This window comes from Parasphingomonas puruogangriensis, from assembly GCF_036663635.1.
In the GTDB taxonomy this organism is placed as follows: domain Bacteria; phylum Pseudomonadota; class Alphaproteobacteria; order Sphingomonadales; family Sphingomonadaceae; genus Sphingomonas.
Genome location: NZ_JAXOJI010000003.1, coordinates 364743 through 389956, shown reverse-complemented (window position 1 = coordinate 389956; position 25214 = coordinate 364743). Strand labels below are relative to the sequence as shown.

The 25214-nt window shown below is 66.8% G+C and carries 21 protein-coding genes; 14 read left to right on the top strand and 7 right to left on the bottom strand.

Annotation, left to right across the window (positions count from 1 at the left end; genetic code table 11):
• The first annotated feature begins 65 nt into the window (after nucleotides 1-65).
• Nucleotides 66-950, top strand: coding sequence for an alpha/beta fold hydrolase (locus U1739_RS10555; protein ID WP_332707689.1), 885 nt, complete (start codon nucleotides 66-68; stop codon nucleotides 948-950).
• Between the two features lie 147 nt (nucleotides 951-1097).
• Here the strand turns inward: U1739_RS10555 and U1739_RS10550 are convergent, their stop codons facing one another.
• Entirely contained in the window at nucleotides 1098-2189 is a 1092-nt protein-coding gene (locus tag U1739_RS10550) for a DUF2332 domain-containing protein (protein ID WP_332707686.1), read from the bottom strand.
• Between the two features lie 71 nt (nucleotides 2190-2260).
• Here U1739_RS10550 and hisG point away from each other — a divergent pair, with 71 nt between their 5' ends.
• From hisG to U1739_RS10505, 9 genes are all read left to right on the top strand, one after another.
• Nucleotides 2261-2980 carry an ATP phosphoribosyltransferase gene (hisG, locus tag U1739_RS10545; RefSeq protein WP_332707683.1) on the top strand — a complete coding sequence of 240 codons (720 nt, stop codon included), beginning with the start codon at nucleotides 2261-2263 and terminating at the stop codon, nucleotides 2978-2980.
• Between the two features lie 43 nt (nucleotides 2981-3023).
• Nucleotides 3024-4307: a histidinol dehydrogenase gene (hisD, locus tag U1739_RS10540; protein WP_332707680.1), complete on the top strand. Its 1284-nt coding sequence runs from the start codon at nucleotides 3024-3026 to the stop codon at nucleotides 4305-4307.
• Nucleotides 4308-4500: 193 nt separating this feature from the next.
• The gene (gene nusB / locus U1739_RS10535) at nucleotides 4501-4968 is read left to right on the top strand and encodes a transcription antitermination factor NusB (protein ID WP_332707677.1); all 468 of its coding nucleotides are present in this window, start codon (nucleotides 4501-4503) and stop codon (nucleotides 4966-4968) included.
• Nucleotides 4969-5104: 136 nt separating this feature from the next.
• The gene (locus U1739_RS10530) at nucleotides 5105-5281 is read left to right on the top strand and encodes a DUF4169 family protein (RefSeq protein WP_332707674.1); all 177 of its coding nucleotides are present in this window, start codon (nucleotides 5105-5107) and stop codon (nucleotides 5279-5281) included.
• Nucleotides 5282-5286: 5 nt separating this feature from the next.
• Nucleotides 5287-6522 carry a chymotrypsin family serine protease gene (locus U1739_RS10525; RefSeq protein WP_332707671.1) on the top strand — a complete coding sequence of 412 codons (1236 nt, stop codon included), beginning with the start codon at nucleotides 5287-5289 and terminating at the stop codon, nucleotides 6520-6522.
• Nucleotides 6523-6574: 52 nt separating this feature from the next.
• Nucleotides 6575-7024 (top strand): peptide-methionine (R)-S-oxide reductase MsrB, encoded by a 450-nt coding sequence (gene msrB / locus U1739_RS10520; protein ID WP_332707668.1) that lies wholly within the window; start codon nucleotides 6575-6577, stop codon nucleotides 7022-7024.
• On the top strand, nucleotides 7021-7533 hold the full coding sequence (gene msrA / locus U1739_RS10515) for a peptide-methionine (S)-S-oxide reductase MsrA (RefSeq protein WP_332707666.1): 513 nt from the start codon (nucleotides 7021-7023) through the stop codon (nucleotides 7531-7533). Before msrB ends, msrA begins: the two co-directional genes overlap by 4 nt.
• Before the next feature lie 150 nt (nucleotides 7534-7683).
• Nucleotides 7684-8751, top strand: a complete 1068-nt coding sequence (locus U1739_RS10510; protein WP_443025536.1) for an oxidoreductase — start codon at nucleotides 7684-7686, stop codon at nucleotides 8749-8751.
• Between the two features lie 64 nt (nucleotides 8752-8815).
• Complete coding sequence (locus U1739_RS10505) at nucleotides 8816-9916, top strand: NADH:flavin oxidoreductase (RefSeq protein WP_332707660.1); 1101 nt, start codon at nucleotides 8816-8818, stop codon at nucleotides 9914-9916.
• A 213-nt stretch (nucleotides 9917-10129) separates the two neighbouring features.
• On the opposite strand, the gene U1739_RS10500 is transcribed toward U1739_RS10505, so the two are convergent.
• Nucleotides 10130-11752 (bottom strand): NAD(P)/FAD-dependent oxidoreductase, encoded by a 1623-nt coding sequence (locus U1739_RS10500; RefSeq protein WP_332707970.1) that lies wholly within the window; start codon nucleotides 11750-11752, stop codon nucleotides 10130-10132.
• Nucleotides 11753-11821: 69 nt separating this feature from the next.
• Nucleotides 11822-12868 (bottom strand): phytase, encoded by a 1047-nt coding sequence (locus U1739_RS10495; RefSeq protein ID WP_332707657.1) that lies wholly within the window; start codon nucleotides 12866-12868, stop codon nucleotides 11822-11824.
• 88 nt (nucleotides 12869-12956) lie between these two features.
• Here U1739_RS10495 and U1739_RS10490 point away from each other — a divergent pair, with 88 nt between their 5' ends.
• From U1739_RS10490 to U1739_RS10480, 3 genes are all read left to right on the top strand, one after another.
• Nucleotides 12957-15194: a TonB-dependent receptor plug domain-containing protein gene (locus U1739_RS10490; protein ID WP_332707654.1), complete on the top strand. Its 2238-nt coding sequence runs from the start codon at nucleotides 12957-12959 to the stop codon at nucleotides 15192-15194.
• A 272-nt stretch (nucleotides 15195-15466) separates the two neighbouring features.
• Nucleotides 15467-17875 carry a TonB-dependent receptor gene (locus U1739_RS10485; RefSeq protein ID WP_332707651.1) on the top strand — a complete coding sequence of 803 codons (2409 nt, stop codon included), beginning with the start codon at nucleotides 15467-15469 and terminating at the stop codon, nucleotides 17873-17875.
• A 279-nt stretch (nucleotides 17876-18154) separates the two neighbouring features.
• A complete protein-coding gene (locus U1739_RS10480) occupies nucleotides 18155-19375 on the top strand; it encodes an MFS transporter (protein ID WP_332707648.1) in 1221 nt (406 codons plus the stop codon).
• Here U1739_RS10480 and U1739_RS10475 read toward each other — a convergent pair.
• Genes U1739_RS10475 through U1739_RS10465 form a run of 3 tightly spaced genes read right to left on the bottom strand, consistent with a single transcriptional unit; the run spans nucleotide 19361 to nucleotide 23527 of the window.
• Nucleotides 19361-20929, bottom strand: coding sequence for a DHA2 family efflux MFS transporter permease subunit (locus tag U1739_RS10475; RefSeq protein WP_332707645.1), 1569 nt, complete (start codon nucleotides 20927-20929; stop codon nucleotides 19361-19363). The two genes, U1739_RS10480 and U1739_RS10475, sit on opposite strands and share 15 nt — an antisense overlap.
• A gap of 10 nt (nucleotides 20930-20939) precedes the next feature.
• On the bottom strand, nucleotides 20940-22094 hold the full coding sequence (locus U1739_RS10470) for an HlyD family secretion protein (protein WP_332707642.1): 1155 nt from the start codon (nucleotides 22092-22094) through the stop codon (nucleotides 20940-20942).
• Complete coding sequence (locus tag U1739_RS10465) at nucleotides 22094-23527, bottom strand: efflux transporter outer membrane subunit (protein ID WP_332707639.1); 1434 nt, start codon at nucleotides 23525-23527, stop codon at nucleotides 22094-22096. Before U1739_RS10465 ends, U1739_RS10470 begins: the two co-directional genes overlap by 1 nt.
• An 85-nt stretch (nucleotides 23528-23612) precedes the next feature.
• On the opposite strand from U1739_RS10465, the gene U1739_RS10460 reads away from it, so the two are divergent.
• Nucleotides 23613-24251 (top strand): TetR/AcrR family transcriptional regulator, encoded by a 639-nt coding sequence (locus U1739_RS10460; RefSeq protein WP_332707636.1) that lies wholly within the window; start codon nucleotides 23613-23615, stop codon nucleotides 24249-24251.
• Between the two features lie 54 nt (nucleotides 24252-24305).
• Here U1739_RS10460 and U1739_RS10455 read toward each other — a convergent pair whose 3' ends face one another.
• Nucleotides 24306-25148 carry a PhzF family phenazine biosynthesis protein gene (locus U1739_RS10455; protein ID WP_332707634.1) on the bottom strand — a complete coding sequence of 281 codons (843 nt, stop codon included), beginning with the start codon at nucleotides 25146-25148 and terminating at the stop codon, nucleotides 24306-24308.
• Nucleotides 25149-25214: the final 66 nt, after the last annotated feature.

Sequence of the window (25214 nt, the reverse complement as noted above, 5' to 3'; positions counted from 1 at the left end):
CAAGTTCCGCGCGTGATTGGTCAGGCCCTCCCCCGACCCCTCCCGCAAGCGGGAGGGGAGAAGAAATGACCGATTTCGATTTGCAGCGCGTGGACCTCGCCACCGGCGTCACGCTCGACGTTGCCGTGGAGGGCGACCCCGCCAACCCCGCGATCATCCTGCTGCACGGCTTCCCCGAATCGCACCGCACCTGGCGGTACATCATCCCCGAGCTGGCCAAGACGCATTACGTCATCGCGCCCGACCAGCGCGGCTATGCCCGCTCGTCCAAACCGGCGGACGTCAACGATTACACGCCGGACAAGATCGTCGCCGACCTGATCGCGCTCGCCGATCACTTCGAGATCGACCGCTTTACGTTGGTCGGCCACGATTGGGGCGGGGCGATCGCCTGGATGGCGGCGCTGACCAAGCCCGACCGCGTCGCCCGCCTGATCATCCTCAACGCGCCGCACCCATACGTCTTCCAGAAAACGCTGTTCGACGACCTCGATCAGCGCAAGGCGAGCCAATATATCACCGCCTTCCGCGACACGGGAATCGACAAGGGCCTGATCGGCAGCGGGCTGGAACGCTTCTTCGGCACGACCTTCGCCAAGGTGCTGACCAGCACCGTTGCGGGCAAGGACAAGGCCGCCTATCTCGACGAGTGGAGCCAGCCCGGCGCGATGACCGCGATGCTCAACTGGTATCGCGCGAGCCAGATCGTCGTGCCGGGCATGGACGAGACGCCCGCGCGGCCGGCATTCCTCGACGCGCCCTTCCCGCCGGTGACGCAGCCGACGCTGGTGATCTGGGGCATGCAGGACAAGGCGTTGCTGCCGAGCCAGTTGGAGGGGCTGGAGGCATTGGTGCCGGATCTGACGGTGGTGCATGTCGATGCCGGGCATTTCGTGCCGTGGGAAGCGCCGGAGGCGGTGGTGCATACGATGAGGAGTTGGCTCAACTAACTCCTCCCCCAGCTTGCTGGGGGAGGGGGACCGCGCCCGCAGGGCGTGGTGGAGGGGTAGGCCCCAAATGCAGCCTTCGTGGCCTACCCCTCCACCCCCCGGCTGCGCCGGGCGGTCCCCCTCCCCGAGCAAAGCTCGGGGAGGAATTTAGACGGTAATCTTCGCTCCCGCCGGCAGTGCGATGCCCTCGCCTGCCTCTGCCGCGCCATACTTCACCCAGGCGGCGTGCGCGTGGGCCGTCGCCAGCACTTGCCAGCCGCTCTCCCCCGGCCAGCTCCTTGCCCGCACCACCTGGTGGGCGAGCGAGCGATCCGGCTCCATCGTCGCCCATGCCAAGGGCCGGTCCACCGTCGCCCGCGCGCCTGCCGCGGCCATCGCCACGCGGATCCGTTCGGCCACCGGCTCGGGCAGATATTGCCACACCACCGAATGCATCAGCACGCGGGTGACGCCCGCCGCCTGGGGTTCGGCCAGTCGCGCCTCGACCCAGTCCGCCGCATCGGCCTGGTCGAGCGCGACGCCTTTCGCGCGCAACATGCCGATCGCCGCCCGCAACCGCGCCAGCCGCGCCGGCGTTTCCGCCCAGACATAAGCGGACAGCCGCGCCTCGACCGCCGGATCGGTCGCATCCATGGTCGCAACGTCGCAGCCACGCGTCGAGACGATGTCGATCGGCACCGACGCGGGCGCGGCGCCGCTCCAGTCGGGGACGATCGTCACCGGCGACTCGGCCGGCCCGATCATCGTGCCGCCGAGATCGAAGCGATAGCGATCGATCAGCAGGTTGAGCCCTGCGCTCGAGCCGATCTCCAGCACCTCGAGCTTCGGGCCGTGCCGCCGGGCAATTTCCAGCAGCCCGATCATCAGCGCCGCCGAGCGGCCCGGCTCGTTGGTCTGCGGTGGCCCGTCGAGCCACGGCATCAGCGCCGCTTCGTGGCGCGCCAGCACGCGCTCCAGGATCGACGCAATGGCCATCCCATCCTCGATCTTGCCGTCGAACAGCGAGGCCAGCGCATCGTCCTGCCCGGCGATTACCAGCGCGTGCAGCCCGCCGATCAATCGGAGCGGCAAGGCGTCGCGCGTCGGTTCGCCCGGCCAATCGAGCACGCGTGCGCCAACCGCGCTGTCGTGGCTGAGGCCTTCCGCCACCGCGGCGCAGATGCGCGCGTAGATCGGCGCGTTCATTGCCGCACAATAATGTTCCTGGATCCGGAACGCTTCCCGTACTGCGTCGCTCATGTCTGGCATCTCCCGCAATTGTCGGGCGTGTGTTGCTCCTAGCCCCACCCCCACGTAAAGCCCCCGACGACATGCCCCAACCACCGATCCCCCCGCTGATCATCGCGATACCCAAAGGCCGTATCCTCGAAGAGGCCGTGCCGCTGCTGCGCCGCGCCGGAGTCGAGCCCGAGGCGGCGTTCAGCGACGAGCAGAGCCGCGCGTTGCGCTTCGCCACCAACCAGCCTGGCATCGACCTGATCCGCGTCCGCGCGTTCGACGTCGCCACGTTCGTGGCGCACGGCGCGGCGCAGCTCGGCATTGTCGGGTCCGACGTGCTGGCCGAGTTCGACTATTCCGAGCTCTACGCGCCGGTCGATCTCGGCATCGGCCATTGCCGCATCTCGGTCGCCGAGCCAGCGGCACTTGCCGCCAACGACGATCCGCGCGGCTGGAGCCATGTGCGCATTGCCACCAAATATCCGCATGTGACGGCGGCGCACTTCAAGGCGCGCGGCGTGCAGGCGGAATGCGTCAAGCTGAACGGCGCGATGGAGCTGGCGCCGCTGCTCGGCCTGGCGCCGAGGATCGTCGATCTGGTCTCGTCCGGGCGGACGCTGAAGGAGAATGGTCTGGTGGAAGTCGAAGTGATCGCCGAGGTGACGTCGCGGCTGATCGTCAACCGGGCGGCGTTCAAGACACGGCCCGAGATCGTGCCGCTGGTGGAGGCGTTTCGTCGTGCCGTTTCTTCCCCCCTCCCGCTTGCGGGAGGGGCTGGGGGAGGGCCTGTCGCCATGGAGGCCGCCAAGTGACGACACGCCCTCCCCTAACCCCTCCCACAAGTGGGAGGGGGATTTGATCCGCCTCTCCACTTCGGACCCCGCGTTCGACCGCGCCTTCACCACGCTCGTCAACGCGCGCCGCGAAGCGGACGCCGACGTCGCGCGCGACGTTCGCACGATCGTGGCCAGCGTGCGCGACGAAGGCGATGCCGCATTGGCCGCCTTCACCAAGAAGTTCGATCGCCACGATCTGAACGACACCGGCTGGCGGATCGAAAAGAGCGAATGGCTCGCCGCTTATGAGAGTCTCGACGCGCCGTTGCGCGATGCGCTCGAGCTCGCCGCCGCGCGCATCACGGCCTATCACGAGAAACAGCGCCCCGCCGACAGCGACACCACCGACGACGCCGGCGTCCGGCTTGGTGCGCGGTGGAACGCGATCGAGGCGGCGGGGATCTACATTCCCGGCGGCCGCGCCGCCTATCCGTCGTCGGTGCTGATGAACGCGATCCCGGCGCGCGTCGCCGGCGTGACGCGGATCGCCATGGTCACGCCGACCCCCAATGGCGAGATCAACCCGCTGGTGCTCGCCGCCGCGCATATCGCCGGGGTCACCGAAATGTGGCGCGTCGGCGGTGCGCAGGCGATCGCGGCGCTGGCCTACGGCACCGGGCGGATCGCGCCTGTCGACGTGATCACCGGCCCGGGCAATGCCTGGGTGGCCGAGGCCAAGCGGCAGTTATACGGCGTGGTCGGCATCGACATGGTTGCCGGGCCGTCCGAGATCGTCGTCGTCGCCGATGGGCAGAATGACCCGAACTGGATCGCCGCCGATCTGCTCAGCCAGAGCGAGCACGATCCCACCAGCCAGTCGATCCTGTTCACCGACGATGCCGCCTTCGCGCGTGCCGTGGAAGAGGCGGTCGACCTGCAGATCGGTACGCTCTCGACAGCGCAGACCGCGCGCGCCGCGTGGGATGCGAACGGGGCGATCATCGTCACCGCTACGCTGGAAGAAGCGATTCCGTTGGTCGATCGGCTGGCGCCCGAGCATCTCGAACTGGCCTGCGACGATCCACAGGCACTGTTCGATCGTATTCGCCATGCCGGCTCGGTGTTCATGGGGCGGCACACGCCCGAGGCGATCGGCGATTATGTCGCGGGGCCGAACCATGTGCTGCCGACCGGGCGGCGTGCGCGCTTCGCGAGTGGCTTGTCGGTGCTCGATTTCATGAAGCGGACAAGCTTCCTGCAGCTCGATCCGGCGAGCCTTGCCGCGATCGGACCGGCGGCCGTGGCGCTGGCCGAAGCCGAAGGCTTGCCGGCCCATGCCAAGTCGGTCGCGCTGCGGCTCTGAGGGCCGTCAGCCGCCCCTTTCGTTCTCCTGCGAAAGCAGGGGCCCAGGATCACAGGAGACTGCGTTCGCAACTCTGGGCTCCTGCTGTCGCAGGAGAACGGTAGCGTAAAGATCGGAAGGGCCTAACCCACTCCCTCGCCCCTCCGGCTAAGCAGGTTCATTTTTGGAACGCCATCCTCTATAGGCCCGGCCCATGACCTCCCCCAATCCCCGCACCAAAGCCCGCAGCCAGGCGCGCGCCGCTTCCCGTCTTGCCGCCGTCCAGGCGCTGTACCAGCACGATATGGAGGGCACGCCGGTGCCCAGCCTGCTGCACGAATTCCACCAGCACCGGCTCGGCGCGACGATCGAGGACGCCGAATATGCCGAGGCGGAAGTCGATTTCTTCGATGATATCGTCAAGGGCGCGACCGCGCGCCGCGACGAGATCGACGCGGCGATCGCGGCCAAGCTGTCGACCGGCTGGACGCTGGCCCGGCTCGACAAATCGATGCGCGCGATCCTGCGCGCCGGCAGCTATGAATTGCTCGCCCGCGCCGACGTGCCGGCCGCGACTGTGATCACCGAATATGTCGATGTCGCGCATGCTTTCTTCGACAAGCGCGAAGCGGGCTTCGTCAACGGGCTGCTCGACGCGATCGCCAAGGACGTGCGTGTTTAAGTCCTCCCCGGAACGGGGAGGGGGACCACGCAGTGGTGGAGGGGCAGCCCCGAACGGTAGCGCTGCTTGGCTGCCCCTCCACCATTCGCGTGAAGAACGCGAACGGTCCCCCTCCCCCGTTGGGGGAGGAATTTAGGTGGCGGAGATCGTCAACCTTCGCCGCGTTCGCAAAGCCAAGGCGCGCAATGCGGCGGCAGTCGTCGCCGATACCAATCGCGCGGCGTTCGGGCGGTGCAAGGCAGAGCGCGAGGCGAGCGCGCAGGCAGTCGTGCGACGCGAGCGCTTGCTCGATGGCGCGAAGCGCGAGGATTGAACGGCTTGCGTTTCTTGATGGCCATGGCGGCGGCGCTCGCGCTGCCCGCCTATGCCGCCACGCCGCAGGTGCCGGCGCGCGTCGCGCCGGATAGCGCCGTCGCGCTGCCCGCGCCGATCCTGCAGGCGCCGGACGATGCGTTGGCGCAGGACGGCGCGGACTATGCCCGCCAGTTCGGCGTGCCGGTCGACGAAGCGGTGCGCCGGCTTGTCGCGCAGCAGCAAAGCGTCGCCGCGACGGACAAGCTGGCCGAGAAATATCGTGACCGGCTGGCCGGCATCGTCATCGAGCATCGCCCGGATTACCGCATCGTCGTCCACCTGACCGGCGATACGCCGGTGCGCCCGACGCGGATCAAGACCGAAGCGATGACCGTGCCGGTGACGTTCGCGACCGGCGCGCGCGGCACGCGCGAGCAGGGTATCTGGGCGCTGACCTGGCATCAGGCGGCGATCCGCGCCGCGCTGCCAAGTGCGCCCGGCATCGGCTTCGATCCGCGCACCGGCGAACTCGTCGTGATCGTGCCCAGCGCGCAGGCGCGTGGCGGGGCGGCGGCGTTGAAGGCGAAGCTCGAGGGCATTGCCGGCGTGCCGGTGCAGATCCGCATCCTCAACCAGGTCGATCGCAACATGGACATGGCCGGCGGCGCGCGGCTCGAGGGGGTCAGCCCGGCCGACGGCAAACGCTATGTCTGCACCGCCGGCTTCACCGTCACCGATGGCACGCGCGACGCCGTCGCCACGGCGGCGCATTGCCTCGACCAGATCAGCTATCGCGATCCCCAAGCGGGGCTGCTGCCGCTCGATTATGTCGGGCAATGGGGCTGGGGCTATCGCGACGTGCAGATCAACGCCAGCGCCCAGCCGCTGCCGCCGACCTTCTACGCCGACACCGCCAAAACGCGGGTTCGCGCGGTCACCGGGCAGCGCACGCGGGCCGGCACGCGCTCGGGGGACGTCGTGTGCCATCGCGGCGAGCGCACCGGTTATAGCTGCGCCTTGGTCGAACTGACCGACTTCGCGCCGGCCGGCGATATCTGCGGCGGCGCCTGTCTGCCGACCTGGGTCACCGTCGCCGGGCCGACGTGCAATTCGGGCGATAGCGGTTCGCCGGTGTTCAGCGGCGGCACTGCGTTCGGCATCCTCAAGGGCGGCAGCTATCGCCGCGACGGCTCCTGCGCCTTCTATTTCTACATGTCGGTGGATTACCTGCCGCAAGGGTGGACGCTGCTGCGCGGATAGCTTGTCGCGGGGCGCGCGAACCCCCATCTTCAGGCTCGAAACGGAGGCCGCCATGACCAGCTACAGCAAGAACCAGGACGCCATCGCCGCGCTGACTCCCGAGCAATATCACGTGACGCAGGAAAGCGGCACCGAACGCCCCGGCACCGGCGCGTTGCTCGGCAATAAGGAGCCCGGCATCTATGTCGATATCGTCTCGGGCGAACCCTTGTTCGCCAGCGCCGACAAATATGAATCCGGCTGCGGCTGGCCGAGCTTCACCAAGCCGATCGAGCCCGCCAACGTCGCCGAACTGAGCGACAATTCATTGTTCATGCGCCGCGTCGAAGTGCGCTCCAAACATGGCGACAGCCATTTGGGGCACGTGTTCGAGGATGGCCCGCGCGATCGTGGCGGCCTGCGCTATTGCATCAATTCCGCCTCGCTCCGTTTCGTCCACCGCGACGATATGGAGGCCGAGGGTTACGGCCAATATCTCAACCAAGTGGAGAATGTCGCATGAGCACCGAGCGCGCCGTCCTTGCCGGGGGTTGTTTCTGGGGCATGCAGGATCTGATCCGCAAGCTGCCGGGCGTGGTCTCCACGCGCGTCGGCTATTCCGGCGGCGAGGTCCCCAACGCCACCTATCGCAACCATGGCAACCATGCCGAGGCGATCGAGATCGTCTATGACCCCGCGCAGACGACCTATCGCGCGTTGCTCGAATTCTTCTTCCAGATCCACGATCCCTCGACCGCCAACCGTCAGGGCAACGATGTCGGCGTGAGCTATCGCTCGGCGATCTTCTATGCGGACGAGGAGCAGAAGGCGGTGGCCGAGGATACCATCGCCGATGTCGACGCCTCGGGCCTGTGGCCGGGCAAGGCGGTGACCGAAGTCGCGCCGCTGGGTGATTTCTGGGAGGCCGAGCCCGAGCATCAGGATTATCTCGAGCGGCTGCCGAACGGGTATACGTGCCACTTCGTAAGGCCAGGTTGGAAATTGCCGCGGCGCGAAGCGGCGGCGGCGTAAACCGACGCTGATCCCCGGCGCAGGCCGGGGCCCAGTTGCGCAGGTTGACGTGATCGTGCGCAGCGCGTGGTTACCGGCCGCGCCGCGACTGGGCCCCGGCCTTCGCCGGGGAGCAGGCTGCCCGTGAGGCTTTTAATGAACCCAGCCCCGATGCGCGTTTCCCTGATCGGCTACGGCTTTTCCGGCAAAACGTTCCACGCGCCACTGATCCGCGCCGTGCCAGGGTTGGACCTGTGCCTGATTGGCTCCAGCGACGCCGCCAAGGTGCATGCCGACCTGCCCGGTATCACCGTCGTCGCCGAACCGCTGGCAGCCGCGACTTCGCCCGACGTCGATCTCGTCGTCATCGCCACGCCGAACGACAGCCATGCCCCGCTCGCTGAAGCCGCGCTCCAGGCCGGCAAGCATGTCGTGGTCGACAAGCCCTTCACGCTCGACCTCGCCTCCGCCCGCACGCTTGCCGCCACCGCTCTGCGGCACGACCGGCTCCTGACCGTCTTTCACAACCGCCGCTTCGACAGCGACTTTCTCACCGTCCGCCAGGCGCTCGCCGACGACGTGATCGGCGCAGTCAAACACTTCGAATCGCACTTCGATCGCTTCCGCCCTGAGGTCCGCGATCGCTGGCGCGAAGGCGATGGCCCGGGCAGCGGCATCTGGTTCGATCTCGGGCCGCATCTGCTGGATCAGGCACTGCTGCTGTTCGGCCTCCCCGAACGCGTCGCCGGCAATCTCGCCGTGCTGCGCCAGGGGGCACGCTCGGACGATTGGGCGCATGTCGTGCTCGACTATCCGGACACGCGCGTCGTGCTGCAGGCGAGCATGCTCGCCGCCGGTGGATCGCCGCGCTTCATCGTCCACGGCGCGGCCGGCAGTATCGTCAAGCAGCGCACCGATGTGCAGGAACAGCAATTGCTCGCCGGCATGACGCCCGGCGCCGATGGCTGGGGTGCGGATCCCGATCCGTTGATCCTGCATGACGGCAACGGCGGCCAGCGGGAGATCGCCGCAACGCCCGGCGATCAGCGCCTGTTCTACGCCCACCTTGTCGACGCGCTGCGTGGCGCTGCGCCGAATCCGGTTCCGCCTGTGCAAGCCATTGCGGTAATGGCCTGTCTCGAGGCTGCGGCAGAATCCGCGCGATCGCATCGTTCGGTCACGCCGGCGCTTACCGACGACGAGCGCATCGCCTGGTCGCAGGCATACCGCGGCGTCTAAAACCCCCTATCGCCATCCTTGCAGGCATAGTATCGGCGATACCGATCGAACGAGAGGGTACACAATGACTGCTGCCGCTTTGTTTTCGCCGTTCACGTACAAGTCGCTCAGCCTGAAGAACCGCATCGTCATGGCACCGATGACGCGCTCGCATTCGCCCGGCGGCATCCCCACTGACGAGGTCGCGTCCTATTACCGACGGCGTGCGGCAGCGGATGTCGGGCTGATCGTGTCGGAAGGCACCGGCGTCAATCGCCCCGCCTCGCTCAACGATCCCGATGTGCCGCGCTTTCACGGCGAGCGCGAACTGGCCGGCTGGCAGAAGGTGATCGACGAAGTGCACGCGGTGGGCGGCGTGATGGCGCCGCAATTGTGGCATGTCGGCGCGGTCAAGACGCGGCACGACAGCTGGACCCCGCCCGGCGCCTATGACAGCCCCTCGGGACTCGCGCGCCCGGGCAAGCAATTCGGCGAGGCGATGGCCGATCACGAGGTCGCCGATGCGATCGCCGCCTTCGCGCAGGCCGCGGCGGATGCCAAAAGGCTCGGCTTCGAGGCGATCGAACTGCACGGCGCGCACGGCTATCTGATCGACCAGTTCTTCTGGGAAGGCACCAACGAGCGCAACGATCCGTTCGGCGGCCCGTCCCTGGTCGAGCGCTCGCAATTCGCCGCGGAAATTCTGAAGGCGACGCGCGCGGCGGTCGGGCCGGATTATCCGATCATCATCCGCATCAGCCAGTGGAAGCAGCAGAATTATGCCGTGCGCATGGCCAATTCGCCGGACGAGCTACAGGCCTGGCTCGGCACCTTGGTCGATGCCGGCGCGGACATCCTGCATTGCTCGCAGCGCCGCTTCTGGGAGCCGGAATTCGACGGATCGGACCTCAATTTCGCCGGCTGGGCCAAGAAATTGACCGGGCAGCCGACCATCACCGTCGGCTCGGTTGGTCTGTCGGGCGAGTTCATCGCCGCGTTCGGCGGCGAGGGATCGGAGCCGGCGGCGCTGGACGAACTGTTGCGGCGGTTCGATCGCGGGGATTTCGATCTCGTCGGCGTGGGGCGCGCGTTGCTGCAGGATCCGCTGTGGGCGAGCAAGATCAAGGAAGGGCGGACGGACGAGCTCGAGCCGTTCCGGCGGGAGGCGTTGGCGACGTTGTCGTAGGGCGAACCCGCCGTCACCCCGGACAAAGCCGGCGGTTATCCCATTCCGACCTTTAACCGCGGTTCTCCTGCGAACGCACGAGCCCAGGGTTACGGGAGACGGCGTTCGGGACTCCTGGGCTCCTGCGTTCGCAGGAGAACTGGGGAGTATATGTTCGGATGGTACAAGCGCCGAACAAGTGCGGGGTGACGAAGAAGGGTGCGGCGCCCCCCGTCAGCCCGCCGCCCGACCGATGCTCAGCGCCACCGCTTCCGCCACCTTGATCCCGTCGACCGCCGCCGACAAAATCCCCCCGGCATAACCCGCCCCTTCCCCCGCCGGAAACAGCCCGGCGGTATTGAGGCTCTGGAAATCCTCCCCCCGCGTGAAGCGCACCGGCGACGAGGTGCGCGTCTCCACGCCGGTCATCACCACATCGGGATGATCGTAGCCGGGGATCATCCGCCCAAACACCGGCAGCGCCTCGCGCATCGCCGTTACCGCGAAATCGGGCAGGCATTCCGCCAGATCGGTCAGCGTCACCCCCGGCTTGTACGACGGCACGACCGAACCCAGCGCCGATGACGCCCGCCCGGCCATGAAATCCCCCAGTTTCTGCGCCGGCGCGGCATAGCTGGAGCCCCCGGCGACATAGGCGGCGGATTCCCACTGGCGCTGCAGCGCGATGCCCGCCAGCGGGTGGCCCGGATAGTCGCGCGCCGGATCGATGCCGACGACCAGCCCGGAATTGGCGTTGCGCTCGTTGCGCGAATATTGGCTCATGCCATTGGTCACCACGCGGCCGGGCTCGGACGTCGCCGCGACCACCGTGCCGCCCGGGCACATGCAGAAACTGTAGACGGTGCGGCCATTGGCGCAGTGATGCGACAGGCTGTAATCCGCCGCGCCGAGGATCGGATTGCCCGCGCACGGACCGAACCGCGCGTCATCCATCCAGCTTTGCGGATGTTCGATACGCACGCCGATCGAGAAGGGCTTGGCCTCGACATGCACGCCCTGATCGTGGAGCAAGGCGAACGTATCGCGCGCGCTATGCCCGATCGCCATCACCACATGGCTGGCCTCGAGATAGCCGCCGTCCTGCAGGTGCAGCCCGCGCACCCGCCGCGCGCCACCGCCGTCGGTCGTGAGATCCAGCCCATCGACCCGCGTAGAAAAGCGATATTCGCCGCCCAGCGCCTCGATCGTCTCGCGCATGCTCTCCACCATCGTCACCAGCCGGAACGTGCCGATATGCGGATGCGCCTCGGTCAGAATCTCCGCCGGCGCACCCGCCTTGACGAACTCCGTCAGCACTTTCCGCCCGAGATAGCGCGGATCCTTGATCTGGCTCCACAATTTGCCGTCCGAAAACGTCCCTGCCCCGCCCTCGCCGAACTGCACGTTGGAATCGGGATTGAGCACCGCCTTGCGCCACAGCCCCCAAGTATCCTTGGTCCGCTCGCGCACCACCTTGCCGCGATCGAGGATGATCGGCCGATAGCCCATCTGGGCCAGAATGAGGCCAGCGAACAGGCCGCACGGGCCTGCGCCGATCACCACCGGCCGCGGCGCATCCGCCGGCGCCTGGGCGACGAAGCGATAGCGCGTATCCGGCGTGCGCTGGACGTTGCGGTCCTTGCGGAAGCGCGCGAGCACCGCATCCTCGTTCTTCACGTTCACGTCGACCGAATAGACCAACAGGATGTTGGCCTTGTCGCGCGCATCGTGCGCCCGCCGCGCCACGACCTGCTTGATCAGCTCGCGCGGGGAAATGCGCAGCCGCTTGCAGATCGCCGCGGGCAGATCCTCGTCGGCATGGAACAGCGGCAAGGTTAGTTCGGTAATACGGAGCATGGCGGCGCTGTAGCGGCTGGCGACGGACGACGCCACGCCGCTATCTCGGGCGCCTAAAGACGCGGCGCCCTACAGGCCGAGCGCAGCCTTGATCGCGCCCCAGCGTACCAGCTTGAAATTCTGCGCGCGGGGCGGATTGGCGCCGTCCTGGGCGATGAACAGGCCATCGGGATAGGCCGGGCCGAAATCGCCGGCGGCCAGTTCGATGCCGTCGGTTTCCTCGGTAGCGCCGAACGCGCCCGCGGCGATGCGGAAGCGGCCGACATAGGCTTCGTCGGACAGCCGGTACACGGCATAGGCATTGTCGCCCTGGCTGGAGACGATGACATAGCCATCGGCCACGGCCACGCCCTCGGCATCGGCGACGATCGCCTTGCCGTCGGCGGCGGCGACCTTGACCGGATCGACCGCCCCGGTCGGCCGCGCATCGAAGCGCCACAGCCCGACATCTTCTTCCGCGACGTACAGCCGCGCGCTGGCCGGATCGACCGCGCAGCCCTCGGACTGCGTGCCGAGCTTCATCGTGCGGACGATGCGACCCACCGGCGTTGCGCCGGTCAGATCGAGCGCGACCTGGCGGATCGTGCCGTCCTTCATCACCATGAAGGCGTAAAGCGTGGTCGCATCGCGATACAGGCAGATGCCGTACGCCTCGCCCGCGCCGCTCGCCACGCGGCCAAGCGGGCTGAGCTTGGCGGTCGCCTTGTCGAGCGCATAGAGCGCGATATGGCCGACCAGCGGATCGTTGCGATCGCTTGCCGCGACGATGATGCGCCCGTCATGCTCGGCCAGATCGACATTGTTGACGCGGCCGGCATCGGTGAAGTCGCGCACCGTGCCGTCCAGCCCATAGACGTACAGCCCGGCCTTCTTGTCGGTGCCGACGATCAGGCTCTGCGCAGGGTTTGCGGCGTTGCGCCAGATCGCGGGATCGTCCGCCGCATCGGCATTGGCGGTGGCGACGGCCGCCGTCTCGCCCGACGCCGGCACCGCCTTGGCGGGCAGCGCGTTGGCGATGCGCGTCGCCACGGGAATTTCGCCCGGCGCGCAGCCTGCAACGCTCGTAAAAAGCGCCATTGCCATCAAACTGAAACACAGATCGCGCGATGCCGTCATAATCAAACCCTAGCAGCCAAGCCCGTGGGGGCCGTGGCAGCAGTGTTGCCGCCGGTCAAATCCAGAACATTTTTACCGGGGGCTCCTGATGAGCAAATCGACTATTCTTCTCGCCGGCTGCGCGGTCGCGGCGCTGATGCTGCCACTGGCGGCCAACGCCCAGACCACGCCGGCGGATTCCGCCGCCCCCGCCGCTGGCCCTGCCGCGCCCGAAGACGCCAGCGACATCATCGTCACCGGCACGATCGCGTTCCGCAACCGCACCGCCGACGTCAACCCGGTGCTGTCCTACGACCTGGAATATTTCCAGCGCTTCGAGCCCGTCTCGGTCGGCGAGATGCTCAAGCGCGTGCCCGGCGTAACCTTCACCTCCGACGTGCTCGAATATGACGGCCCGCAGTTCCGTGGCCTGCCCGCTGGCTATACCCAGGTGCTGATCAACGGCCGCCGCGCGCCGGGCGGTCAGGCCGATCGCAGCTTCTTCGTCGATCGCATCCCGGCCGAACTGGTCGAGAAGATCGAGATCGTGCGTTCGCCGCGCGCCGATCAGCCGAGCGAAGGCGTGGCCGGCACGCTCAACATCGTCACCAAGGAAGCGGCGACGTTCGAAGGCGGCTTCGCCAAGGCCGGCGCGCTGATCAACAAGGATGGCAAGGTCCGTCCGTCGCTCGGCGCGGCCTATGCCGGGCGGATCGGCGAGAACACCTCCTATTGGGGGGCGCTCAACTATCAGGAACGCCGCAACCCCAAGAAGAAGGTCTCGCTGCGCTTCGACGATGTCGCCGAGGGTGCGCTCGACGAAACCAATGCGGTGTTCAAGGATACCGAGCTGCAGGCCGATACGCGCGACGGCAGCGATCTTTCCGGCAGCGCCGAGATCCGCACCGACTTCGGCGACAAGGGCTTTTTCCGCCTGCAGGGCTTCTTCGTAGACACCAATCGCGAGGAATATGAATCCTCGGTAACCTACAAGGACAGCGACCTGGCGTTCGACGGGATCGAAACGCAGCTCGAGGACATCAACCAGCAGACCTATACGCTGAGCAGCGACGCGCGCATTCCGCTCGGCGCGGTGGAGCTTGGCTTGGCGGCGGGCTGGTCGGGCTATCGCGAGGATACCAAGTCCACCGTGATGGTCGGCGAAAACGAGGACGACCTGACCGATCTCGAGCTCGACGAAGTCAGCAGCATCAAGATCAAGGACGACGAATATACCGGCACCGTCAATCTCGGCTTCGGCGGCGATGCGGCGCGCTTCAAGGTCGGCATCGATCTGCTGCACAAGGATCGCAACGGTCTGAACGACGGCGATTTCCAGAGCCGCATCTTTACGATCAAGGAAGACCGCTATGATCCGTATGCCCGCCTCACGCTGACGCCGACGCCCGAGATCACCGTCGATGCCGGCCTGCGTTACGAGATCACGCGCCGCTCGGTATCGAGCGACGACGTTGCGACGACCGATTACGAGACCGAGATGCTCAATCCCTCGCTCCACCTGCGCTATGCACCGACCGCGCTCGATCAGTTCCGCATCTCGGGCGCGCGCACTGTGCGACGGCCGAATTACGACTTGATCTCGCCCTATGAGGACGATGAAACGCCGGGCGACGATGATGTGACGACCGGCAATCCATCGCTGAAGAACGAACGCGCCTGGGGCCTTGACGTCGGCTACGAACGCCGCATCGGCGGGCGCGGCGTGGCCGGGATCAACTTCTTCTACCGCGATATCACCGATGTGATCGAATTGGTTGCGACCGGCGAGAACCCCAAGAACGAGGAAGGTCAAAGCTTCACGCCGCAGAATATCGGCGACGGCAAGACCTGGGGGTTCGAGATCGACCTGTCGACGCCGCTCACCGCAGTCGGCATGCCCGATACCGGCATCTTCGCCAACTACACCTATCTCGACAGCGAAGTGACCGATCCTTTCACCAACGAAAAGCGCCGCTTCAACAACCAGCCGCACCATGTCTACAATGTCGGCTTCATCCAGACGCTGACCGGGCTGGACGCGAGCTTCGGCGCGACGATCTCGGGCCGCAGCAAGGCGACCGAATCGAACTTCGACGAAACGGTCGAGCTCAAATACGATCCCGATCTCGAAGCGTTCGTCGAGAAGCGGCTGGGCAAGAATCTCGTGCTGCGCTTCTCGGTGCAGGACATCCTGCGTCGAACCAAGTCCGAGACGTTCCGCAAATATGACGGCGGTTCGGTCACCGATATTCTCAACAACCGCCGCACCGGCAATGTCGATGAATATGAGCTGGAGCGCGAAAATGCCGGCCCGCTGTATCAGGTGACGATCCGCGCCGCTTTCTAAGACGCAGCAAAGCCCGCGACGGGAACCGGCCAACCGGTCCCGTCGCCACCATGTCCGGCAAAATTTTTAAGTTAAAAACGCAATTTTCAATCCTGTTATACTATAGACGATCTATCCGATCGATATCTCGGCCAGGGAATAGGTAATATTGTTGCAGCGCCGACGTGCGGCACTCGATCTACCGTTCCGTGCTTTGTTGACCTGACGCGGATTACGGCTACGATACTTCCTAGAAACATGCCGAAGAGCAAGTTCGCAGGGGGGATCAGGAAATGGCAAAAGCACGCACGCAGCGCATCGCTCGCTGGTTGACCGGTAGCATTACCTTACTGGCATCGCCGGCGCTGGCGCAGACCGCGCCATCGGCGACGACCGAACAAGGCTCGACGACCGACGACGATACCGGCGGCGAGATCATCGTCACCGCGACCAAGCGCGCGACCACGATCCAGGACGTGCCCTTCTCGATCAACGCGCAGACCGAGCAGGATATCACGCGCGCCAATGCCGGCACGCTGGAGGATCTGTCGCGCAACGTGGCCGGGCTGTCGATCCAGAACCTTGGACCCGGGCAAAGCCAGGTCGCAGTGCGCGGGGTCTCCGCCGGGCAGATCGCGCGCGACCAGCCCGGCGTGAAGGAGCAGGTCGGCATCTATCTCGACGAAACCGTCGTCTCGCTGTCGCTGTTCACGCCGGATCTCGACCTGTTCGATCTCAACCGCGTGGAGACGTTGCGCGGGCCGCAGGGCACGCTGTTCGGTTCCGGTTCGGTCGGCGGCACGATCCGCTACATCACCAACCAGCCGACCACCCGCGGCATCGAGGGTAAGGTCGAGGCGAATATCAACATGGTCGACGAAGACAGCGTCGGCGGGCATGTGAAAGGCGCGATCAACCTGCCGCTCGGCAGCAATGCGGCAGTGCGCGCGGTCGGCTATTATACGCGCTATGCCGGGTTCATCGATGCGCTCCGCGAAGGCGGCCGGCGCGACGAGAACGTCAATTCGGGCGAACGCTATGGCGGGCGAGTATCGCTGCTGCTCGAGCCGGCGCCGGGCGTCGCGATCACGCCGCGCGTGATCTATCAGAAGATCACCACCGACGGCTTCAACCGGCAGGAGGTGTACAATCTCTACGCCAACCAGTTCACGACGACCCGACCAAAAGTGACGTTCGACGAACGCGAGCAATATCTGCTGCTCGACGAATCGTTCGACGACGAGATCTTCATTGCCGACAACACGCTGGCGGTGTCGCTCGGGCCGGTCGATTTCACCTCGGTGACCAGCTATACCCGGCGCGACATTCTGGTCAGTCGCGACGCCAGCGCGCTGACCGGTAGCGTCTCCGCCGATCTCGGCTTCCCCACCGCCGGTATCCTGCTGCCGTCCAACCTGCGCGACACCACCAAGGTGAAGCAGTTCACGCAGGAACTGCGCTTCGCCTCGAACGGTAGCGGGCCTTTCCAATGGCTGGTTGGCGGCTTCTACGCGCATACCGATCGGCAATATCAGCAAGTGTTGCCGACGCCGGGCTATGACGCGTTCACCGATGCCACGCTGGGCGCCGGCACTGCCGCGGCGACGCGCAACGGCTTCGCGCCAAACTCGCCGTATAATGCGCAAATCCCCTATATCCTGAAGCAGCTCGCCGTGTTTACCGAGCTCAATTACGATCTCACCGATCGACTAACCGCCACCGCCGGCCTGCGTTACTATGGCTTTAACGAGGAACGCCGGTTCCTGTCGGGTGGCCTGTTCACCAACCTCGACGACAATCGCGATCGCACGCAATCGGACGGGTTCAACCCGCGCTTCCTGCTGCGCTATGAAGTGTCCGACGCGATCACGCTCAACGCGCAGGCGGCGAAGGGCTTTCGCTTGGGCGGGGTCAACGACCCACTCAACCTGCCGCTCTGCGGACCGGACGATGCGGCGACGTTCGGCGGCATCCCACGCTATGACGACGAGAGCCTGTGGAATTACGAGGGCGGGGTGAAGGTGCAGAGCGGCGCGTTCCGGCTGCACGCCGCCGGCTTCTACACCGATATCCGCAACCTGCAGGTGACGGCGGATGCCGGCAGCTGTTCGTCGCGCGTCGTGTTCAACGTCGAAAAGGCGCACACCGTCGGTGCCGAACTCGAGATCGCGGCGACGCCGCTCACCGGGCTGGATCTGTCGCTGTCCGGCAGCCTGCTCGAGGCCCAGTTCGATTCCACGCTGGCCCGCCCCGATGGCAGCGTGATCGAGGGCATCCGCGACGGCAACCGCCTGCCCTCGGTGCCCAAGTTCCAGATTTCGGGCTCCGCCACCTACAACTTCCCGATCGGCGCCGAGAGCGATGCGTTCATCACCGCGGCGTTCCAGCATGTCGGCAGCCGCTTCACCCAGCCTGGCGACCAGGAAAACAATCCGCGCACCTTTACCCCCGGCTTCACCTTCGGCGGTGCGCCGGCCGCATCGGTCAACGTGCTCGATCTGACGCTGCCGGCCTATGAGCTGGTCAATCTGAGCGCGGGCGTGACGCTGCCGAGCAAGATCGAGCTGTCGGTCTATGTCAACAATCTGCTCGACGAGAATGCGCTGCTCGCCTTCGACCGCGAACGCGGCGGCCGCGCGCGGCTCGGCTTCAGCGTCAACCAGCCGCGGACGATTGGCGTGACCATGCGCAAGAGCTTCTAGGGCCCGCCACATAGCCGCATGGCCCCTGCCCTCTCCGTCACCCCGGCCTTGAGCCGGGGTCCCGCTGCCTGGCCCCGGAGTCAGCAGACGAAGCGGGATCCCCGCCGTCGCGGGGATGACGGGCGGATCAGGCAGAGGTGACCGGCTCACCAGGTGATCATCGCTGTTGCGGTTTGCCGCAGCACCGGGTTGCAAGTCGCACCGCCCGACACCAAATGGCGGCATCGAGTGCAGCAGCACCGGATCGGGAGAGGCCAGACCGCACCCGAGGATCCCCCAATGCCGACAGCCGTTTCCGCGATCGCGCCCGCGCGCGACGATACGCCTCCGCGGAGCGCCGCCCTGGCCGAACTGGCGCTGGCGCTCGGCGGCTTTGCCCTTGGCACCGGCGAATTCGCCTCGATGGGTTTGCTGCCCAATGTCGCCCGCGACGTGCACGTCACCGTGCCCGTCGCAGGGCATATGATCAGCGCCTATGCGCTGGGCGTGGTGATCGGCGCGCCGTTGCTGGCAACCGTGTTTGCCCGCGCCGGGCGCCGCACGATGCTGATCGGGCTGATGCTGTTCTTCGCCCTGGCCAATATTCTATGCGCCGTCGCCTCAAGTTACGGGCTGATCGTCGTCGCGCGCTTCTGCGCCGGGCTGCCGCATGGCGCCTATTTCGGCATTGCCTCGCTGGTCGCCGCGTCGCTCGTCGCGCCCGACAAGCGCGCCCAGGCGGTGGCGCGGATGATGTTGGGGCTGAGCTCCGCCAATATCGTCGGCGTGCCCTTCGCCACCTGGGTCGGCCAGGTTGCCGGCTGGCGCGCGGCATTCGTTGTCGTCGCCGCGCTCGGCGCCGCCACCGCCTTGCTGTGCCGCGTCGCGCTGAAGCCGATCCCGGCGCCGGACAATGCCAGCCCGCTGACCGAGCTCGGCGCGCTCAAGCGCGGGCAGGTATGGCTGACGCTGGCGATCGCCGCGATCGGCTTTGGCGGGGTGTTCGCCGTGTACAGCTATATCACGCCGATGCTGACCAATGTGTCGGGCATGACCGAGGCGCATGTGCCGCTGGTCCTGTCGGTGATCGGCCTGGGCATGGTCGGCGGCAGCCTGTTCGGCGGCTGGCTGGCGGACCGCGGCGTGATGCGCGCGATCTGCATCACCCTGCTGCTCAACATCGTCGCGCTCGGCTTCGTCATGCTGACCGCGCCCAATGTCGTGGCGATCACCATCAACATGTTCTTCGTCGGCTTCGCCGCGCTGTCGATGGGACCGCCGCTGCAGACGCGGCTGATGGATATCGCTGCCGACGCGCAGGCGCTGGCCGCCTCGCTCAACCATAGCGCGTTCAACTTCGCCAATGCGCTGGGCGCGTGGCTCGGCGGCGTGGCGATCGCCGCCGGGCTGGGCTGGACCTCGACCGGCCCGATCGGCGCGCTGCTCGCGCTGGCCGGCCTGGCGATCTGGTTCGTCGCCTGGCGGATCAGCGCGCGATCATCCGCGCTAGTGCGCGGCTGAGGTATCCACCGGTCGCGCCGGGCGCGGCGCCAGCCAGATGATCGCGGCGGAGATGAAGAACACCACCGCGGCCAGCGCGAAGATATGGTTGGTCGCCAAGGCGAAGCTTTCCTGATCGACCATCCGCTCGATCAACCCCCGCCCCTGCTCCGCGGTGAAGCCGTGCTGCTGGGCGTTGGCGATCACCTGATCGCCGCCATTGAGGATGTTGGTCAGCTCGGCGCGGTTGGCCTGGGCGCCATTCTGCCACAAGGTGGTGCCGATCGAGGTGCCGATCGCCGCCGCCAGCGTGCGCAGGAAACTCATCACGCCCGCCGCCGACGCGGTTTCCGCCGGGTCCACCGCGCCCAAAGCGATGATCGTCAGCGGGATGAAGAAGAACGGCATGCCCAGCCCCTGGACGAGTTGCGGCAGCGCCAGGATCCAGAAATCCGCGCTGCTGAACCAGAAGGTGCGCAGGATCGAGGTCATGCCGAGCCAGAAGATGCCGAAACACACCAAGGCGCGCGGATCGACCTTGTTGCTGAGCTTGGCCACGATGGGGGAGAAGATCACCGCCAGCACGCCGTTAAACGCGGTGATGTAGCCAGCGTCGGTGGCGGTATAGCCCATGGTCGATTGCAGCCATTGCGGGATGATCACCACCGAGGCGAAGAACGTCCCGAAACTGAAGGCGAGCGCGACCACCGCGACGGAGAAGCCGCGGTGGCGGAACACGCGCAGGTCGACGATCGGGTTGCGCTCGGTCAGCTCCCAGATCAGAAACGTGACGAAGCCGATCGCGGCGATGATCGCACAGCCGACGATGAAGCTCGATCCGAGCCAGTCATTCTCGCGCCCGAGATCGAGCATCACCTGCAAGGCCGCGATCCACACCACCATCAGCACCAGGCCGACACGGTCGATCGGCACGATCTCGGTCTTGGTCTCCGCCTTGCGCAACAGCGTGAACACCCCGATCACGCAGAAGATCGCGATCGGCAGGTTGATGTAGAAGATCCACGGCCACGACCAATTGTCGCTGATCGTGCCACCCAGGATCGGCCCCAGGATCGGTGCGGTCACCGTCGTCATGGCCCAGGCGCCCATCGCCGCGGCGCGTTGCTTGGGGGGGAAGATGGTCAGCAGCAGCGTCTGCGTCAGCGGCATCAGCGGCCCGCCGCAAAAGCCCTGGCCGATGCGGAATGCGACCATTTCGCCAAGCGACGAGGCCAGGCCGCACAACGCGGAGAAGATCGCAAAGCCGATCATCGCCGTCATGAACACGCGGATCGTGCCGAAGCGGCGGACCAGCCAACCGGTCAGCGGCACGCAGATCGCCTCGGCCACCGAATAGGAGGTGACGACCCACGTCCCTTGCGTCGGCGATACGCCCAGCCCGCCCGAAATATGCGGCACCGACACGTTGGCGATGGTGGTGTCGAGCACCACCATGAAATTGGTCAGCGCCAGTACGAACCCGGCGAGCAGGAGCCGTGGGCCGGTCAACACCGGCACGAACGTGTCGCTGGCGCCGCCGTTGCCGGGGGCCGTGGCGGGGGCGGAGGCGGCCATCTATCGGCTCCTAGCGATCGGCCGAAATGTCGATCTCGGCGTCCATCGACAGCCCGACCCGCAGCGGATGATCGTGCAATTCCTTGGCGTCCAGCGCGATGCGCACCGGCAGGCGCTGCACCACCTTGATCCAGTTGCCGGTCGCATTCTGCGCCGGGATCAGCGCGGAGGACGAGCCCGTCCCGCCGGCCAGCCCGACCACGCGGCCATGATAGACGACGTCGCCACCATGTAGATCGGAGGTCAATGTTGCATGCTGGCCGACGCGGACATGCTGCAACTGGCCTTCCTTGTAATTGGCATCGACGTACAATTTGTCGATCGGCACGATGGCCATCGCCGCGGTGCCGGGGGCGAGCCGCTGGCCGATCTGCACGTTGCGCTGCGAGACGATGCCGTCGATCGGCGCCCGCACCACGGTGCGCGACAGATCGAGCTTGGCCTGGCGCAGTTTCGCGCGGGCGGCGAGCACTTCGGGGGCGGTCGCCTGGGTCGTGCCGCGGGTCAGCGCGGTGTTGGCGGCGCGATCTTGCAACGCGGAGGCGCGCGTGGCGATGGCCTGCGCGATGCCGGCCTGCGCGACCGCGACATTGGCGCGCGCGGTGCGCAGCGCATTGGTCGCTGCGGTCACTTCGTCGCCCGATACCGCGCCGGCCGAGATCAATGCCTGGCGGCGACGATAGTCGGTCTGCGCGCGCTCCAGATTGCCCTGGGCGAGCGACAATTGCGCGCGTGCGGTGCCGATATCGGCGGTGCGCGCATTGGCCTGCGCCTGCAGCGCGTCGCCGGTCGCCGCAGTCTCGCCGTAACGGCGCTCGGCGCCGGCGAGATCCGCTTCGGCCTGCGCCACCGCAATCTGCTGATCGGCATCGTCGAGCCGCATCAGCACCTGGCCGCGCTTGACGGTCTGCGTATCGCTGACCGTGACATCGATCACCTGCCCGCTGACCAAGGGCATGACCTGCGCGGTTTCGGCCGCGACATAGGCATTGTCGGTCGACACCCGCTTCGACAGGACGAGCGTATCGTAGAGGAAGTAGATCACCGCGATGACGATCAAGACAGCCGCGAAGATCAGCAGCAGGCGCTTGCGCCGGCCCGGATTGGCGGTGTCGATCTTGGTCTCGGCCGGGGCCTGGTCGCTGTCGTGGGATGGCGTGTCCATCATCGTTTCCCGCTGGTCTGGAGAGTGGGTTGGAAGCCGCCGCCGAGCGCGCGGACCAATTGAATGTCGAGCGCGAAGCGGCGCGCCTCGATCTCGGCGAGCGAGCGCCTGGCGGTCAGCACGGTCTGTTCGGCGCTCAGCACGTTGAGGAAGCTCGACAGGCCGCCGCGGAAGCGCAGTTGCGCGACGTTGTACGCGCCCTCCGCATCGCTCAGCGACGCGCGCGCGTCGGTCAATTGCGCGGCGACCTGGCGCCGGCTGGTGACCGCGTCGGCCACCTCGCGCAGCGCGCCGATCAGCGTCCGGTCATAGCTCGCCACCGCTTCGTCATATTGCCCGCGCGCCTGGCGGTACTGGCCCTGCAGCGCGCCGCCGCGGAAGATCGGCAGGCTGATCGCGGGACCGATACTGCCGAAGCTCGATCCGCCCTTGATCAACGAATCGAGCCCCAGCGACTGCAAACCGATCAGCCCCGACAGGCTGATATTGGGATAGAAATCGGCCCGCGCGACCTTGATGCGGCTCGCCGCGGCGTCGGCGCGGGCACGCGCGGCGGCAATGTCCGGCCGCCGGCCGATCAGGGCGATTCCGGCGTCGGCAGGCAGTTCCGTCGCCAGCACCGGTACCGCCGGGCGCGTGATGGCCAGCGCGCGATCCGGCCCGGCGCCGGTCAGTGCGGCGATGCCGTTCTTGGTCAGCGCGATCTGCTCGGCATTAGCGGCGAGATCGACCCGCGCCGCTGGCACGGCCGAACTGGCCTGTTTCAGCTCGGCCTGCGTATCGAGGCCGATGGCGACACGGTCGCCGACCAGTTTCCCGGTCGCGCTGCGCACCGCCAGCGCGCGTTCGAGCACGTCCTGTTCGGCATAGAGTCGCGCCAGATCGGCGTAGCGCGCGGCGATATCGGTCGCCAGCGTCAGCGCGGCCTGCTCGCCGTCCAGCCGCGTGGCTTCCGCGTCCGAGGTCGCCGCGACCAGCGACGCGCGATTGCGCCCGAACAAATCGAGATCGAGCCCGGCGCTGAGCGCCACCCGCCCGACATCGTTCCACCCCTTGGGCACGAACTCCGCGGGGATGCCATTATTGTAGCTCTGCTTGTTGAGCCCGGCCGAGCCCTCGCCGTCCAAGGTCGGGCGATTGGCCGCGCCGGCGCGCTGCACCGCGCCTTCGGCGGTGCGCACCCGCGCCGTGGCGATGGCGATATCGGGCGATCCCGCCAAGGCTTCGGCGATCAGCGCATCGAGCTGCGGATCGCCATAGCCACGCCACCATTGCGCCGCGGGCCACGCCATACCGGTTGCCGCGCCCAAGCTATCGCGCGAGGCATACGCATCGGGCGTGGCGAGTTCGGGGCGCGGCCCCAGATCGGGCACCGCGCAGCCGGCCAACGACGCTGCGGCGGTCGCGCAGCACAAGGTTCGAATCAGTCGCATTGAATTACCGTACTCCTGGGTACGGCGCGCAATGGTACCGCCCTGCCGGCTTGTCAATCGATAACCGTACTCTATAGTACGATGAATGCCGGCCATCGAAACCCGCCGTAGTCAGAACCGAGAGGCACGCCGCGCGGCGATCGTGGCGGCGGCGCGCAGCGCGTTTCTCGAACATGGCTATGCCGCCACCTCGATGTCGACCATCGCCACGCAATTGGGGGGATCGAAGGGCACGTTATGGGCGTATTTCCCGTCCAAGGAGGATCTGTTCGCCGCGGTGCTCGATGACGTCACCGTCAGCTTTCGGCAAAACCTCGAGGACGCGTTGCGCCCCGGACGGGATTGCCACACCACGTTGCTGGATTTCTCCCGGCGCTTCCTGCTCAAGCTGCTCAATCCCGACAGCATAAGACTGCACCGCCTGATCGTCGGCGAGGGCGGACGTTTTCCCGAGATCGGCCGGATCTTCTATGCCCGGGGGCCGCAATTCGTGCTGGAACGGCTGTCCGACTATATCCGCGGCCGCATGGACGCGGGCGATCTGCGCAGCGACGATCCGATGCAGGCCGCGTTGAATTTGCTGCAGCTCACCCAGATGCAGCATAATCTGCGGCTGTGGGGCGTGGTCGGTATGCCCGATGCGCAGGAAGTGCACGATCACGCGGTGAAAGCGCTCGACCTGTTCAACCGCGCTTATGCCCCTGACCGGCCCGCGCCCGCATAATGCGCGGCGGTCGAGCGCGTACGGACGGCGCGGCCGATCAGGCTGGCCCCGGCATCAGCCTTCACGCTGGCCGGAGAAGAGCGTCCGCGTTGCGCCACCGACCCACACTTGCCCGGTATCGTCCTGTGTGACCTGGATACGCCCGGTCCGCCCAAGCCGTGTGCCCTGGGCGGCAAGATAGGCGCCGGTCGCCCGCCCACTGGCGAACAGCCATTGGCCGACCGAGGCGTTGAGGCTTCCCGTCACCGGATCCTCGATCAACGCGCCATGCGCATCGCTGAAGATCGCGCGCAGTTCGAAGGCGGTCGCCTGGCCCGGCGGATGCGCACCGACGACGCCGATGTCGATACGGTTTTGGTGATGCCGCGCGGGCTCCAGCGCCAGCACGGCTTCGGCCGAGGCCAGCAGCACCGCGATCCAGCCCGGCCCGTTATCGACCCAGGCGGCGTCGACGATCGCGTCGCGGTCGATCCGCAATACGGCGGCCACCTCGGCAATTTCCGCTTCGCTCGGAGTGCCGCTGCGCAGCAACGGTGGGGCGGCGAAAGACAATTGATCGCCCTCTTGCCGGAGCGTCACCAGCCCGGCCCCGCACTGCTGCACGATCACGCCGTCTTGCCGGGGCCGCCCGCCTGCCTCCAGCCAGGCATGCGCGCTGCCGAGCGTCGGGTGGCCGGCAAAGGGCAGTTCGTGCGCCAGCGTGAAGATGCGCACCCGGTAATCCGCCCCGGCATGGGTCGGTGGCAGCAGGAACGCGGTCTCCGACAGGTTGAGCCACCGGGTGATGGCCTGCATCTCCTCGGTCGACAGCGTTTCCGCAACCGCCACGACGGCGAGGGGATTGCCGGTGAAGGGATCGGTGCCGAAAACGTCGACGAGACGGAAGGGATGGTTCACGCGCGATAGCTCCTGATTGGTGAAGCACCCTGTGCCCGCAGCGGCCGAGCAGCAACAGGTATGGAT

Excerpts from the sequence above, each read along its gene's own strand:
- U1739_RS10505 (WP_332707660.1), top strand. The coding sequence starts at position 8,816 with ATGACTGCTGCCGCTTTGTTTTCGCCGTTCACGTACAAGTCGCTCAGC.
- nusB (WP_332707677.1), top strand. The coding sequence starts at position 4,501 with ATGACCTCCCCCAATCCCCGCACCAAAGCCCGCAGCCAGGCGCGCGCC.
- msrB (WP_332707668.1), top strand. The coding sequence starts at position 6,575 with ATGACCAGCTACAGCAAGAACCAGGACGCCATCGCCGCGCTGACTCCC.
- U1739_RS10485 (WP_332707651.1), top strand. The coding sequence starts at position 15,467 with ATGGCAAAAGCACGCACGCAGCGCATCGCTCGCTGGTTGACCGGTAGC.
- U1739_RS10490 (WP_332707654.1), top strand. The coding sequence starts at position 12,957 with ATGAGCAAATCGACTATTCTTCTCGCCGGCTGCGCGGTCGCGGCGCTG.
- U1739_RS10470 (WP_332707642.1), bottom strand. The coding sequence starts at position 22,094 with ATGGACACGCCATCCCACGACAGCGACCAGGCCCCGGCCGAGACCAAG.
- U1739_RS10465 (WP_332707639.1), bottom strand. The coding sequence starts at position 23,527 with ATGCGACTGATTCGAACCTTGTGCTGCGCGACCGCCGCAGCGTCGTTG.
- U1739_RS10550 (WP_332707686.1), bottom strand. The coding sequence starts at position 2,189 with ATGAGCGACGCAGTACGGGAAGCGTTCCGGATCCAGGAACATTATTGT.
- U1739_RS10480 (WP_332707648.1), top strand. The coding sequence starts at position 18,155 with ATGCCGACAGCCGTTTCCGCGATCGCGCCCGCGCGCGACGATACGCCT.
- U1739_RS10500 (WP_332707970.1), bottom strand. The coding sequence starts at position 11,752 with ATGCTCCGTATTACCGAACTAACCTTGCCGCTGTTCCATGCCGACGAG.
- msrA (WP_332707666.1), top strand. The coding sequence starts at position 7,021 with ATGAGCACCGAGCGCGCCGTCCTTGCCGGGGGTTGTTTCTGGGGCATG.
- hisG (WP_332707683.1), top strand. The coding sequence starts at position 2,261 with ATGCCCCAACCACCGATCCCCCCGCTGATCATCGCGATACCCAAAGGC.
- U1739_RS10475 (WP_332707645.1), bottom strand. The coding sequence starts at position 20,929 with ATGGCCGCCTCCGCCCCCGCCACGGCCCCCGGCAACGGCGGCGCCAGC.
- U1739_RS10495 (WP_332707657.1), bottom strand. The coding sequence starts at position 12,868 with ATGACGGCATCGCGCGATCTGTGTTTCAGTTTGATGGCAATGGCGCTT.
- U1739_RS10510 (WP_443025536.1), top strand. The coding sequence starts at position 7,684 with ATGCGCGTTTCCCTGATCGGCTACGGCTTTTCCGGCAAAACGTTCCAC.
- U1739_RS10555 (WP_332707689.1), top strand. The coding sequence starts at position 66 with ATGACCGATTTCGATTTGCAGCGCGTGGACCTCGCCACCGGCGTCACG.
- U1739_RS10460 (WP_332707636.1), top strand. The coding sequence starts at position 23,613 with ATGCCGGCCATCGAAACCCGCCGTAGTCAGAACCGAGAGGCACGCCGC.